General features: G+C 54.4%; 13 protein-coding genes and 1 riboswitch. Of the genes, 2 read left to right on the top strand and 11 right to left on the bottom strand.

Annotated elements, in window-relative coordinates; genetic code table 11:
- Positions 1-191: 191 nt before the first annotated feature.
- Positions 192-1217, bottom strand: coding sequence for an LLM class flavin-dependent oxidoreductase (locus HMJ29_RS15845; protein ID WP_171592400.1), 1026 nt, complete (start codon positions 1215-1217; stop codon positions 192-194).
- Complete coding sequence (locus HMJ29_RS15850; RefSeq protein ID WP_171592401.1) at positions 1217-2242, bottom strand: ATP-grasp domain-containing protein; 1026 nt, start codon at positions 2240-2242, stop codon at positions 1217-1219. Before HMJ29_RS15850 ends, HMJ29_RS15845 begins: the two co-directional genes overlap by 1 nt.
- Before the next feature lie 450 nt (positions 2243-2692).
- Positions 2693-2782: riboswitch (SAM riboswitch) on the bottom strand.
- A gap of 203 nt (positions 2783-2985) precedes the next feature.
- Between HMJ29_RS15850 and HMJ29_RS15855 the strand changes: the two genes are divergently transcribed.
- Together HMJ29_RS15855 and HMJ29_RS15860 are read left to right on the top strand one after the other, a co-directional pair.
- Entirely contained in the window at positions 2986-4191 is a 1206-nt protein-coding gene (locus HMJ29_RS15855) for a glycosyltransferase family 4 protein (RefSeq protein WP_171592402.1), read from the top strand.
- Positions 4192-4311: 120 nt separating this feature from the next.
- The gene (locus HMJ29_RS15860) at positions 4312-4884 is read left to right on the top strand and encodes a DUF3109 family protein (protein WP_171592403.1); all 573 of its coding nucleotides are present in this window, start codon (positions 4312-4314) and stop codon (positions 4882-4884) included.
- A gap of 102 nt (positions 4885-4986) precedes the next feature.
- On the opposite strand, the gene HMJ29_RS15865 is transcribed toward HMJ29_RS15860, so the two are convergent.
- The 9 genes from HMJ29_RS15865 to HMJ29_RS15905 form a co-directional block, all read right to left on the bottom strand.
- Positions 4987-6489 (bottom strand): alpha-amylase, encoded by a 1503-nt coding sequence (locus HMJ29_RS15865; protein ID WP_171592404.1) that lies wholly within the window; start codon positions 6487-6489, stop codon positions 4987-4989.
- 290 nt (positions 6490-6779) lie between these two features.
- Entirely contained in the window at positions 6780-8126 is a 1347-nt protein-coding gene (gene accC, locus HMJ29_RS15870) for an acetyl-CoA carboxylase biotin carboxylase subunit (protein WP_171592405.1), read from the bottom strand.
- Positions 8127-8226: 100 nt separating this feature from the next.
- Complete coding sequence (accB, locus tag HMJ29_RS15875; protein WP_171593372.1) at positions 8227-8721, bottom strand: acetyl-CoA carboxylase biotin carboxyl carrier protein; 495 nt, start codon at positions 8719-8721, stop codon at positions 8227-8229.
- Positions 8722-8749: 28 nt separating this feature from the next.
- The gene (gene efp, locus HMJ29_RS15880) at positions 8750-9313 is read right to left on the bottom strand and encodes an elongation factor P (protein WP_088842420.1); all 564 of its coding nucleotides are present in this window, start codon (positions 9311-9313) and stop codon (positions 8750-8752) included.
- A 190-nt stretch (positions 9314-9503) separates the two neighbouring features.
- A complete protein-coding gene (locus tag HMJ29_RS15885; RefSeq protein WP_171592406.1) occupies positions 9504-10517 on the bottom strand; it encodes a beta-ketoacyl-ACP synthase III in 1014 nt (337 codons plus the stop codon).
- A gap of 60 nt (positions 10518-10577) precedes the next feature.
- Complete coding sequence (plsX, locus tag HMJ29_RS15890; RefSeq protein ID WP_171592407.1) at positions 10578-11522, bottom strand: phosphate acyltransferase PlsX; 945 nt, start codon at positions 11520-11522, stop codon at positions 10578-10580.
- 139 nt (positions 11523-11661) lie between these two features.
- Positions 11662-11886 (bottom strand): 50S ribosomal protein L32, encoded by a 225-nt coding sequence (rpmF, locus tag HMJ29_RS15895; RefSeq protein WP_171592408.1) that lies wholly within the window; start codon positions 11884-11886, stop codon positions 11662-11664.
- Between the two features lie 60 nt (positions 11887-11946).
- Positions 11947-12480 carry a YceD family protein gene (locus tag HMJ29_RS15900; protein ID WP_171592409.1) on the bottom strand — a complete coding sequence of 178 codons (534 nt, stop codon included), beginning with the start codon at positions 12478-12480 and terminating at the stop codon, positions 11947-11949.
- A 78-nt stretch (positions 12481-12558) separates the two neighbouring features.
- On the bottom strand, positions 12559-12927 hold the full coding sequence (locus tag HMJ29_RS15905) for a helix-turn-helix domain-containing protein (protein WP_171592410.1): 369 nt from the start codon (positions 12925-12927) through the stop codon (positions 12559-12561).
- Between the last annotated feature and the right edge of the window lie 69 nt (positions 12928-12996).

The following is a 12996-nucleotide window of genomic DNA, read 5'->3' on the forward strand; positions in this document are numbered from 1 at the left end:
AGCTGAGCAGCTGGTATAGCTGATTCTATCTGGTAAGAGTAAGCAAGAATAAGAACAAGCAGCTGGTAGCGGTAGCTTGAAACAGTCATTCCGAGCAAGGAAAGAAATCAAAGTTGCTCCTAAGCAGCAAACTCAGATTCCTCACTCCGCTCGGAATGACTGTTCTAAAGCCTATCGTTCTTGCAAGTGGCCTAGGCCAGTACTTGAATGACAGCTTCGGAGAAGCGCTCCATTTCCTCTAGCTGCGGGCTGCACTGAAGCAAGAAAAGATCTACACCCACCGCCTCAAAGGCCGCAATGCGCTCGGCTACCTGGTCGGGGGTGCCGGTGAGGCCGGAACGCAGGCCGCGGTTTGATACGGAGTAATCCTGCAGCGATACCTGGTTTTCCAGCTGCGTGCCGGCCAGCCACTGCTGGTAGTTTTTGTAGCCTGCGGCCGAGCCATTCACATTGGTAATGCGCTCCAGCTCTTTCTTCACTTCCTGCTCGGTGTTGCGCACAATGGAGTACGCCGCCACCCCAAACTTCATAGGGGGCAGGCCTAGCTTCTCACGGCGCTGGCTCAGATCCTGAATGCGGCGGCCAATGGCCTCCGGCTCGTCGCCGTGCATTACGTAACCGTCGCACTGGGCCGCAATGAGATTTTTGGCTGCCTCGGATTCGCCGCCGGCGTAAATGAATGGCCGCGGGCGCGAGACGGGCTTGGGCTGCAGAATGGAGTCAGTTACCTTGTAGAACTTGCCCTCGAAGGTAAAATGGTCCTGCTTCCAGAGGTTGTCTACTACGTGCAGCCACTCGGCGGTGCGGGCATACCGGTCGTCGTGCTGCTCAAAGTGCACGCCGTACTTCTTGGCCTCATCCTGCCACCATGATGACACTACGTTCAGCGACAAACGGCCGCCACTGATATGGTCGATGTTGGCGGCTTGCTTAGCTAGCAGAGCAGGGGAGTGAAAGGTAGGCCGCACGGCCACCATGAGCTCTAGTTTCTTGGTAACGGCCGCTAAGGCCGCCGCCGTACTCCAGGCATCCAGGGAAGGAGCTTCTTCACCCTTGATGTCGTTGAGGTTCAACTCCGCAATAAGGGAAAGGTCGTAGCCTAACTCCTCACTGCGTTGGGCCAGCGTTTTCACGTAGTCCCAGTCGGCGCGCATGTTTTCGTCCTCCACATTGCGCAACCACCCGCCAAAAACGGGCATCCAATATCCGTATCTCATTATTGCGCGATTAGGTCAGCGGGTGAAGAAGTTAATTCGTCAGCGGTAGCTAGTTCTGTGCCCGACGTAGCACCGGGTAGCTGCGTTTCGAGGTAGTCTACGAAGCGGGCGTAAGGGTCAAAGCCTACCACGTTCACGGCGTCGGCCACGAAGTTTGAGAGGGCGTTGATGTCGTAGAACAGCACGTCGCCGGTGCGGTCATCAATGAGGTACTCAATGCCGCCTACGTCAATCTTGGCAGCGGCCACAATGCGCTCCACTGCTGCAATAACTTCGGCCGGGGGCGTGAAAGCTTCTACCTGAATGCCCTTCTTGGGCGCTTCGGTGAGACAGAACTCCGCCGACTGCTCCTCCGGAATTTGGCAGATTTCGGCGGGGCACAGGTTGAAGCTTTCACCGGTAGTGTACACTTTCATGGCGTACAGGAACTTGCCATCAAGGGTTTCTACCCGGTGAATGTTGCCACCGCGGGGCGTCACGTACTCCTGCACCAAAGCGGTCTGGTCGATGCCCAAGTCAATCTGGCCAGCGGCTACGGCAGCCTCTACTCCTTCAATGGTATCAAAGCGAATAATACCCGCACCGCTCCCGCCAATGTTCACTTTCACCACAATAGGAAATTGAAGCTGCCGGGCCGCATCTGGCACGCGAGAAGCGTGGTTGATAACAAACGACTTCGGAAACTTCAGGCCCAGTGAAGCAAACAGGGAGAGCTGGCGGGCCTTATTGGTTTCAATGGCCGTAGCTGCCGAACCATTGATGATGCGGGTGCCGATACGCTCCAGATGCGTAGCATAGCCAGCCGTGTGGAAGATACCCTGCCCGTGGCCGCGCAGGTAAGCTGAGGAACTCATGCGGTTGACCACGAGCGAGTAGCGGCTCTCTTTCTCAGACGGGTCGAAGAGGTGGTGGGCGGCGTCGATTTTCTCGTAGGCCAGTCCGCGGCGGTCTAGCTCGGCGAAAAGGGGCTTAAACCACTCAGGATGTTCGAAATAAATGCCAATCGGCTTTGCAGCGTGAGCCATCAGAAAAGGAAAGAATGAAGTATGAGAGGAGGGTACGGGAACCCAGCGGCCCCGAGATAATAAGCGCAGCATAGCCTCTTAGGCGGTAAGTAGGCTACCTGGAAATGCACTGATTGAATGAACAGCTGACAGCTGCAAATGGTGTCTTCCTGCAGTCTGTAAGAAGCAGTGTATTCACGGGTAAGCACTTGGTATATATGTGCTTAACATGACTTTAGAAACTGTAGAGCAGAAGGGCTTGCAGGATCTAAAAAGCAGGAAGAGGAGGCGGCAGCAAGCCGCAAACCAGGCCGGAAGTGGCCTAGGGCAAAAATGTGTTTACCAACAACAACAGGGGCCTGCCAAAACCAGAGCAACGGACAAAACGCCCATAGGTCGGTTAACCGATTGCGGAGCAACGTGAGCAGCAGAGAAAGCGAGGAAGTTGTTGGTAGTAGCCACGGCAACTTGTTTTTATATGGTCAGGACTTGGCACCGTTCCAGTAACTGGGGGTTGCCGGCGTTTCATAGAGCCTGTCTCTCCACGCCTCTGTATAAAAACAATCCTTTGGTCGAAAAGAATTGGTAGGGCGAAGGTAATGCGCTGGCAAGGAAACTTCCAAATACCTGTTTTTCGCTGACATCCCATCGGGCCAGCAGAGGCCGTATAAGGAGTTTTGGTTGGGGCCAGCCCAAAATCTTTTACCGGTCCTACCTCGCCACACTGTTACTTCGCATTCGGTTTCAGCAAGCAGTTGTCATCAATGAGCACAGGGAAAGGAGTAGAAAGCCAGCCAGAAGCAGCCCGCACCCACGCAAGTACCCCAGCCAACCATAGGGCTGAGTCGCGCGCCGCAATGGCTGTTCTGTGTCTTTCTGAAAGTTTGGGTGGCCTAGAGATTAACACAATCAAGTTTTCTGGCTGGATGCGGGAACGGGGCTGGCCCATTACGCTGCTGGTGCCGCCTGAATCACCCCTTGCTGAGTGGGCCGCACGTGAGCACTTGGCTTACATAACCGTAGCGGCCCGCCGGAAGTCCTTGGCCTTCACTACCGCCTGGCGGCTGGCACAGTACCTGCGGGCACATAGCATCAGGTTGCTTTTAGTCACGCAGAATAAAGATCTGGGCTTTGTAATGCTACTTAAGCTGCTCATGGGCAATGAGCTACGCATTGTGTACCAGCAGCACATGCAAATAGGGATTCCTAAGCGCGACTGGTTTCACACCAAGCGTTTTGCCCTGCTGGATGCCTGGCTTTCACCTTTGCCTGGCCTGGCCCGACAAGTAGCAGAAATGACGCGCTTTGAACCGGGCCGGGTGCACGTGGTACCGTTGGGAATTGATTTGCACCGCTTTGTGACCCCAGGTGTTACCCAAGCTCAGGCGCGGGAGCAGCTCCAGCTACCTGCCGAAACCGCGCTGCTGGGAGTGCTGGGCCGCTTTGATGATGGCAAAGGGCAGGACTTTGTGCTTGAAGTGCTGCACCAGCTCCGCACCCAACATCAGCAGGCAGTAGAGCTGGTACTCATGGGCGAGCTGACCCGCAACGAGGGCGACGCCTATTGGCAGCAGCTGCAGGCGCAAATCACACGGCTTGGTCTGGAGCAGCAAGTACACATCCGGCCCTTCAGCTCCCAGACGGAAGTGTTTTACCGCGCCATTGATGTGTTTGTGCTGGCCTCGGTGAGCGAAACGTATGGCATGGTAACCATTGAGGCTATGGCATCGGGCCTGCCAGTGGTAGCCAGTGCTACCGGCGGCACCCTGGAAATTGTGCAGGACGGGCAAACCGGCCTGCTTTACCCCCTGCGCGATGTGCAAGCCTGCGTGCAGCAGGTGCTTAAGTGCCTGCAGCAGCCAGCCCTCCGGCAGGAGCTAGGCCAGTCGGCGAGCCGCCGGGCACAGGCTGAATATTCCCACGTGCGGCAATGCGAGCTAACGGAGCAGGTTTTGCTGGCGCTGGTCTAATTCCGGTATCTTTGTCGCTTTGTTTCTCACAGTGAACCGGGCTGGTGGCATAGGTGTTGGCTGAGTCGCTTCGCTACTTATTGAGAAACAGCAGGCACCACTCGGCGAGCAAATCATACCATGATCATTATACAAAACACCGTCATCTCCGATGACGTGCGCGACAATTTTTTCGTCTGTAACCTGGAGGCCTGTAAAGGTGCCTGTTGCGTTGAGGGTGATTTGGGCGCTCCTCTGGAAGCAGGTGAGCTGCAGATTCTGGAACAGGAATACGCGGCCATCAAACCTTTCCTGACCGAAGCCGGCCAGCAGGCCATTGAGCAGCAAGGCCTTTATATAAAAGACTGGGAGGGGGATTACAGCACCACCACCATTAATGACCGGGAGTGTGCCTATGCGCTCTACGACGAGCGAGGCATCCTGAAATGCGGCATTGAGCAGGCCTACCTGGCCGGCGCTACCAGCTTCAAAAAGCCCATCAGCTGCCACTTATACCCCATCCGCATCACCAAGTACGAAGACTTCGACGCACTGAACTATGACCGTTGGAACATCTGCAACCCAGCCTGTTCCTTTGGCGCTAATCTGGGCGTCCGGATCTATCAGTTCCTTAAGGAACCGCTGGTGCGCAAGTATGGCGAAGAGTGGTATGGCGAGCTTGTGCACGAAATCGAGCACGGTACGCCAGCATAACTATGTTGCACTAGCACAACTGGCTACACAACAAGAAAGGCTGCCTACTAGGGCAGCCTTTCTTGTTGTTGAAAGCTTCAGCCTGTTTTAGAAGTGGCCTGCTTAGTTAGGCACCCACACGGAATAGCTGCGCGCCTGCACCGGGAAGTTGCCGTAACCGTTGGCGTCGGTGGTGATGGTGCCGCCGTAATTGCCGGTTTTGTCGGTTAGCGTGGCACTCTTGAAGGGGGAGGTGATGCCTTTCGTACGGGCGCTGCCGCCATCGTTGAGCACCAGCATAAGGCCCTTGTGTGTGCTGTCGCCGGAGCGAGAATATGCGTAGTAGTCGGCGTCATCAACGCTGGTATACTCATAGGCAGAGCCATAAGCATTTGCCTTTCTAATTTGCATCAGCTTACTGATTTGCGTGCCCAGGTTATAGTTGTAGTAGTCTTTGTAGAACACGCAGGGGTAGCCTTTCTCACGCGTCAGAATATAGGCGTAGGCCAGCATCTTAAGGTTAACCACAGGCGAGTACAATCCACCACCTTGCTGGTCAGTATCGTGGTTATCAACAAAGGATACCGAGAGAGGGCCATTAGCTTCGGTGAAGCCGGCAAACTGCAGGCCCCGCATGTCCCAGGCCCCGTTGCCACTGCTCATGCTCTGAAAGGTGTAGTGCAAAGGCACATCAAACAGACTAGTACGCCCGCCGGTAGCTGCTGCGTAGTTGTTCATGTCAGAGAGGTTGCGGAACCATGCTTCACTCACCGCGAAACGACCGCTGGTGCCCTTTACCGCATCCAGCCATTCATTCACGAAGGAAGTTTGAATGTGTTTGGTGGCATCAAGCCGGTATCCATCAAGTCCTAGCTTCGTGGTAATCCAGTTGCCCCAGTTCTTGGTTTCGGTGCGTTGGTTAACGTCGGCGTAGCGGATTTCAGATCCGAGCAGGTTGTCATAGGCATCACCGTTGGCGTAGGGCTGGAAGTCCCAGGCATTCCATTGGTACCAGCCATTATTAGGTGCTTGCTGCGTACCGTTGAAATTATAGTAATGCCACTTAAACGAGCTGTACGTGTTGCCTCGCCCCGGATAAGTGAAGCTGGTATACACATTGTAGTTCGTGCCGTTATAGTTGAATTGCTCCTGAGCATCCGCCGACGTCAGGTGGTTCATTACCATGTCTTCGTACACCTGAATGCCCTTGCCATGTAGCGCCGTAATGGCTGACTGTAGTTGGGCCAGAGTGCCGTAACGGGTGGCAACAGTGCCTTTTTGGTTAAACTCACCCAAATCGTAGCGGTCATAAACGCCGTAGCCCACATCGTACACGCTGCCGCCCTTGTATGCCGGGGGCAACCATACTGCTGTAAAACCTGCCGTGCTAAACTCGGTGGCCTTGCTACCGAGCACTTGCCACCAAGTGCCTTGCGTGTTACTCAGGGGTACATCCCAGTAAAAGCCCTGGAGCATAACCCCGTTAACGGCAGTAGCATTTTGGGGAGCAGGGGTTGCAACTGGAGCAGGTGCGGAAGGGGCTAGGTTGTCTTTGGAGCACGATGCGGTAAGCAAAGCTCCACCTAGCAGCAGGCCTAGCAAAGGCCGCTGTAGCAGTGTAGTCATGTAGTGGGAATTTTGGTTGTGGGGTAATGAGAACGTTACAATAGTACTGGCTTTTTCACGGTATTATTCAATAACATTTTGTTAATCATATGCTGTATTGACTCCTTAGTGGTGCTATAATGATAGGTTTTCTATTTAGTAGGCAGTGCTTTCACTTAACATAGCATCTGACCTTAAAGATGAGTGAGTACTCACCTTTAGAGTGTCTATAATCCAGGTGCGTGATACTTTGCCAAATAAAAAAGCCCAACCTGTGAGGGTTGAGCTTTTTTGTGCTGGGAGTAAGTGGCCTATAGCTCTGAAAAGTCGAATGAAGTTTCCAAGAACTTCGTGGTAAAGTCACCGTCCTTGAACTTGGCGTTGTCCATCAACTTCAAATGGAAGGGAATGGTAGTCTTCACACCTTCGACTACGAATTCTGACAGGGCCCGCTTCATCTTCACGATACACTCCTCACGGGTTTGCGCCACGGTGATGAGCTTAGCAATCATGGAGTCGTAGTTAGACGGAATCTGGTAGCCCGCATATACGTGGGTATCTACGCGTACACCGTGGCCGCCAGGAATGTGTAGCACCGTGATTTTGCCGGGCGAAGGACGGAAATCCTTGGTTGGATCCTCGGCATTAATGCGGCACTCCATAGCGTGCATTTTGGGGTAGTAGTTGCTGCCCGAAATCGGGATGCCAGCTGCTACCTTTATTTGCTCTTTGATGAGGTCATAGTTGATGATTTCCTCCGTCACGGGGTGCTCCACCTGAATACGGGTGTTCATCTCCATGAAATAGAAGTCACGGTTTTTGTCAACCAGGAATTCAATGGTGCCCACGCCTTCGTAACCAATAGCCGAGGCGCCCGCAATGGCGGCCTTGCCCATCTTCTCCCGTAGCTCATCCGTCATGAACGGTGAAGGTGCTTCTTCGACTAGCTTCTGGTGGCGGCGCTGGATGGAGCAGTCACGCTCAGAGAGGTGGCACACGCGGCCGAACTGGTCGCCGCACACCTGAATCTCGATGTGGCGAGGTTCTTCCACAAATTTCTCTAGATACACGCCATCGTTACCGAATGCTGCTTTGGCCTCGGTGCGCGCATCGTTCCATGCCTTCTCAAAGTCCTCTTCGGAGTTGATGATGCGCATACCGCGGCCACCGCCACCAGCGGTTGCCTTCAGAATAACGGGGTACTTAATTTTAGCGGCAACTTTCTTGCCTTGCTCCACTGAGTCGAGCAGGCCTACGGAGCCAGGAATGCAGGGCACGCCAGCGGCAATCATCGTGGCTTTGGCCGAGGCCTTATCACCCATCTGATTGATCATCTCGGGCGAAGCCCCGATGAACTTGATACCGTTCTCCTGGCATACGCGAGAAAATTCAGCGTTTTCCGAGAGGAAACCATAGCCCGGATGAATAGCGTCGGCGTTGGTAATCTCGGCCGCAGCAATCAGGGTGGGAATACTCAGGTAGCTCTGAGCGGAGGAGGGCGGACCAATGCAGACGGCTTCGTCGGCAAAGCGTACGTGGAGGCTTTCCTTATCGGCAGTAGAATAAACGGCCACCGTTTTAATGCCCATTTCCTTGCAGGTACGAATAATGCGCAATGCAATTTCGCCCCGGTTGGCAATCAATATTTTCTTGAACACAGCGCTGGGGTAGAAGTGAGAAGTGAGAGCCTAGAACTCAGGCTAGGCCTGTACGGCGTTGCTCTTCTGAATTCTAAGCTCTCACTTCTCGGTTCTCAAATTACATTGGCTCAATGAGGAACAATGGCTGGTCGTACTCAACCGGCGAAGCATTTTCCACCATGGCTTTCACGATGCGGCCTGATTGCTCAGCCTCAATTTCGTTGAACAGCTTCATGGCTTCGATAATGCAAATCACTTGACCCTTCTCAACTAAGTCTCCAACTTGCACAAAGGCAGGGGCGTCGGGGCCGCTGCTGCGGTAGAACGTGCCAATCATGGGCGACTTCAGCGGAACATGGTTGCCGCCGCTGGCAGCTTCCGTAGCTGAGGCCGCCGCCGTAGCGGGAGCTGCTGCCGGGGCCGCCTGAGCTGGAGCAGCAGCGGGCGCTGCGGCCGGAGCTGGCGCTGCCGCGGGAGCCGACATGCTCACTACGGGCTTGTAGCTGGGGTCGCGCTGAACGGAGATTTTAAACTCCTCCGTTTCAATGTTCACTTTGTTCAGACCCGACTTCGCAATAAAGTCGATCAGTTCCTGTAATTCTTTGGCTTTCATGGCGGCGGGAGAGGGGTTGCTGGACGGCTTATTTGACTCTTTCGACATAGGAGTAGTCGCTGGTCTTGATGCGAATTTTGGTGTCGGTATCAATGAACAGTGGCACCTGAATGCGGGCTCCCGTTTCTACAATAGCGGGCTTCAGCGTGTTAGTAGCTGTGTCGCCTTTCAGGCCGGGCTCGGTGTAGGTTACAACTAGTTCAACCGTAGTAGGCAGCTCGGCGGTGAGAGGCTGCTCGGTTTCAGCGTGGAACAGGATGGTGGCTACCTGGCCTTCCTTCATTAGGTCGGCGAAGGGCACCATAGCTTCGGGCAACACTACCTGCTCAAACGTCTCATTGTCCATGAACGTGTAGCCATACTCGTCTTTGAACAGGTACTGGTGCGGGCGTTGCTCTACGCGAGCCGTTTCAACTTTTACGCCGGCATTGAACGTGTTGTCAAGCACACGGCCGGTTTTGATGTTGCGGAGTTTGGTGCGTACGAAGGCCGGGCCTTTGCCGGGCTTCACGTGCTGAAATTCGGTGATGACGTGCAACTCGCCGTTGTAATTCAAAACGAGCCCGTTGCGAAAATCTGCGGTCGTGGCCATGGTGGGAAGAAGGTGTTAAGAGAGGAAAACTAGGCTGAAAAATACCGGAAACGGCTGTGCTGAGCCTATATCTTCAACGTTCAGTAAATGAGTAAACAGGGTGGAAACGCAACGTGCCGCCCCGGAAAGATGGCGGGGCGGCACGTCGGGAGTGCAAGTATAGAGGTTTTCTGGTTTCGCGCCGCTGGAATTACGCAGCGGAAGGGTCGGGCTTGGGGTCGTAGGCCCATTTCAGGTACAGGGAACCCCAGGTAAAGCCGCCACCAAATGCAGCAATAATCAGGTTGTCGCCCTTGCGGAGCTTTTGCTCATAATCAGCCAGGCACAACGGAATGGTACCGTTGGTGGTGTTACCGTACCGGTGAATATTTAACATCACTTTCTCGGGGCCGATGCCTACGCGGTTAGCCGTAGCATCAATAATACGCTTATTGGCCTGGTGAGGTACCAGCCAGTCAATGGTATCGGCGGTGAGCCCGTTGCGCTCGGAAACCTGCGCTGCTACGTCGGCCATATTTTTCACGGCAAACTTGAACACAGCGGCTCCTTCCTGATACACGTAATGTTCGCGCTTGGCTACGGTCTCGGCAGAGGGCGGCCGGCGGGAGCCGCCGGCTTTCTGGTGCAGGTACTGCTCGCCATTACCATCGGAATGGAGTTCCTGGTCCAGGAGCCCCAGACCCTCAGTGTTGGGCTCCAAGAGCACTGCACCCGCGCCATCACCGAAGATGATGCAGGTGGAGCGGTCAGTGTAGTCAATGATGCTCGACATTTTGTCGGCGCCAACTACTACTACCTTTTTGTAAGTGCCCGTGGCTATAAATTGAGAGCCGGTGGCCAGCGCATACATGAAGCCTGAACAGGCGGCCTGCATATCGAAGCTAAATGCTTTTGTAGCGCCAATAGCAGCCGAGATGATGTTGGCAGTTGCCGGAAAAACCAGATCAGGCGTGGTAGTGGCGCAGATGAGCAGGTCTATATCCGAGGCGGCTACGCCGGTTTTAGCCAGTAGCCGCTCTACGGCTTTAATGCCCATCACGGAAGTGCCCTGATCTTCACCTTTCAGAATATGTCGCTCCTGAATCCCGGTTCGGCTCATAATCCACTCGTCGGTTGTGTCAACCATCGTTTCAAGTTCCTGATTTGTGAGCACGTAGTCGGGCACATAAGAGCCCACTCCAGTAATGGCAGCGGTAATCTTCATTAGAGAGGAGACAAAAAAGCGCGGCAAAGAAAAGTCCGGCTCTTGGCCGGACTTTGTCGCTTAGGACTTAAAGGTATTTTTTATCTGGTCGGAAATGCCAGAGCTAGCCATCTGGTAACCTTGGTGCAGCATATTGCAGATAGCAGTAGGCGTGCTTACTCCATGCCCGATAATGGCGTTGTCGTTGATGCCCAGGATGGGGGAACCACCCACGGCTTCGTAGTTGAATTTGTTGAAGAATGGGTCCAGCAACATCTGTTTCTCAGCCATGATGTCGTAAATCGACTCGGCCATTTTCAGCATCACGTTGCCCGTATAGCCGTCGCACACAATCACGTCGGCCTTGTCGTTGAACAGATCCCGGCCTTCAATATTGCCAATGAAGTGAATGTGTGGGTTCACTTTCAGCAGCTGATGCGTGGCTTGGGTAATGGCAGTGCCTTTACCTTCCTCTTCGCCCAAATTCATAAGGCCAACTTTCGGACGCTCAATGCCCAATACGTACTGTGCGTACAGGGAGCCCAGTTCGCCGAATTGCTCCAGCATTTCGGGCTTGCATTCTGCGTTAGCGCCCACGTCCAGCAAAATGCCTAGGCCACCATGCAGCTTCGGAACGAAGTTGGCAATGGCAGGGCGCATCACGCCGGGTACTGGTTTCACGCTAAACATGGCACCCACAAGCATGGCGCCCGTGTTGCCGGCGGAGCAGAAAGCTTCTACCTCTCCGGCATGCAGCATCCGGTAGCCCACGGCAATACTGGAATCCTGCTTTTGCTGGTAGGCTTTAGCCGGGTGCTCACCCATTTCGATAATCTGCGAAGCAGACACCAGAATCAGGTTTTCGGCATCGGCGCCGTGTTGCTGAAGCAGAGGGCGTACAGCATCTTCCTGGCCGATGAGCACAATTTGTGCCTTGCCCGCCAGCGCTTTTGCCGCCAGCACAGCACCATCGACGGCAGCTTGAGGGGCAAAATCACCCCCCATTGCGTCCAGGGCTATCTTCATGAAAGAGGTATCAAAGAGGTCCGGGAGAATTCCCTGGGCCACTCTCGTCACTCAGCTTCTCGCAGTGGCCTAAACCTAGCCGCGAGAAGCTGAGCAACTACGGGAGCGTGTCCGAGGGGAGATAAGCGCTAGTGCGCTACTATTCTTCGTCGTTGTCGGTAGCAACAGCAGCTGCTACGGGAGCGTAATCTTTGATAGCAACTTTGCCATTCAGATACAGGTCGCCGTCAACAACGTACGCTTTGTGACGCAGGTGCAGCTCGCCCGTGTTAGAGCAGATGCTGATAGCCTTGGGGTGCAGCTTATCGTGGGTGCGACGCTTGTCGCGGCGGGTTGAGGATTGCCGGCGCTTAGGATGTGCCATGGGTTAGGTAATGTTGAGTGTTGAAAGTTATTACTGAAGGGTTCAAGCGACCCAGGGCGCTTAGTTCAAGTTGCGTAGCGCATTCCAACGCGGGTCCGTGTCATCGCTGTCATCGTCATCGTCGCCATCCTGGCGGGTGGTGAAGATGAGCTTGGCATCGGCATCGGGGTTTTCATCGGGCTCATTCTGGAAGCGCGGGTGCAGCTTCTTCATGGGAAGGGCCAGACCGATGTAGTCAAACAGGTGCTGCGCAATGGGCAGGGTCTGGGTGTCGGGAGTGATTTGCAGCACGTTATCATCCAGCTCCAGATTCTGGTCGCCGTAGCGCACCAGCAGCTGCTCCTGAGCATCCACCTCCTGATCGTACTCGTCAAGGCTCCGGTCGCAGATCTGGCGCACGGTGCCGTGCAGGTCAAAGTCCAGGGTCAGCAAACGGTCCGTTTTAGTGAGCGTTACATCCGCATGTACTTTGCCATCCGGAATGAGCTCCTGGTCAAACTGCTCAAAAAAGGCACGGTCGAGCTCAAACGCAAAATGGTGCGTTTTATCAGCCAGCTTGGCGATATTGAGGTCGTATTGAGAATCCTTTTTCACAGGGTGAGTTTGTAGCAGGGGGCAAAAGTAGAAAGTTTTCCCCGTTATATAAAAGCAGCTAAACGGTTGAGGGAGGGGTTAGGCGTTCTTCAGAATGAAATCTGGCGGAATACCAAGCCGCTCATACAGCCGTTTCGCTAAGTCCAACGTCACACGGCGTTTGCCGCTCAAAATCTGCGAAAGCCGACCCGCAGGCACTTCTAACAACTGGGCTAGCTCCTTCTGCTTGAGGCGCATTTGCTGGCGCTTCAGCTCAATCATCTCTGCCAGAGAGGTGGGCAGGTTCGGAATAGGCAATAGGCCTAGCTTGCCCTCATAGGTATCAAGAGCCACCACCAATTCCTGAAATTCTGCCTCCAATACCGCATTACCCTCGAAGCCAGCAGCTACCAGTGCGTCAAGTCGGCGCAAGGCAGTGCGGTAGTCAGCGGGAGTGTGCAGCGTCATTAAAGGAGGTGAGAAAGTCTGGATTGAGAGAGGCACTATGAAGTAAGAGGGTGCAAACTTACTGCGTAT

The sequence above is a fragment of the Hymenobacter taeanensis genome (assembly GCF_013137895.1).
GTDB lineage: Bacteria > Bacteroidota > Bacteroidia > Cytophagales > Hymenobacteraceae > Hymenobacter > Hymenobacter taeanensis.

Excerpts from the sequence above, each read along its gene's own strand:
- HMJ29_RS15855 (WP_171592402.1), top strand. The coding sequence starts at position 2,986 with ATGAGCACAGGGAAAGGAGTAGAAAGCCAGCCAGAAGCAGCCCGCACC.
- HMJ29_RS15845 (WP_171592400.1), bottom strand. The coding sequence starts at position 1,217 with ATGAGATACGGATATTGGATGCCCGTTTTTGGCGGGTGGTTGCGCAAT.
- HMJ29_RS15905 (WP_171592410.1), bottom strand. The coding sequence starts at position 12,927 with ATGACGCTGCACACTCCCGCTGACTACCGCACTGCCTTGCGCCGACTT.
- plsX (WP_171592407.1), bottom strand. The coding sequence starts at position 11,522 with ATGAAGATAGCCCTGGACGCAATGGGGGGTGATTTTGCCCCTCAAGCT.
- HMJ29_RS15860 (WP_171592403.1), top strand. The coding sequence starts at position 4,312 with ATGATCATTATACAAAACACCGTCATCTCCGATGACGTGCGCGACAAT.
- accB (WP_171593372.1), bottom strand. The coding sequence starts at position 8,721 with ATGAAAGCCAAAGAATTACAGGAACTGATCGACTTTATTGCGAAGTCG.
- rpmF (WP_171592408.1), bottom strand. The coding sequence starts at position 11,886 with ATGGCACATCCTAAGCGCCGGCAATCCTCAACCCGCCGCGACAAGCGT.
- HMJ29_RS15865 (WP_171592404.1), bottom strand. The coding sequence starts at position 6,489 with ATGACTACACTGCTACAGCGGCCTTTGCTAGGCCTGCTGCTAGGTGGA.
- HMJ29_RS15885 (WP_171592406.1), bottom strand. The coding sequence starts at position 10,517 with ATGAAGATTACCGCTGCCATTACTGGAGTGGGCTCTTATGTGCCCGAC.
- HMJ29_RS15850 (WP_171592401.1), bottom strand. The coding sequence starts at position 2,242 with ATGGCTCACGCTGCAAAGCCGATTGGCATTTATTTCGAACATCCTGAG.
- efp (WP_088842420.1), bottom strand. The coding sequence starts at position 9,313 with ATGGCCACGACCGCAGATTTTCGCAACGGGCTCGTTTTGAATTACAAC.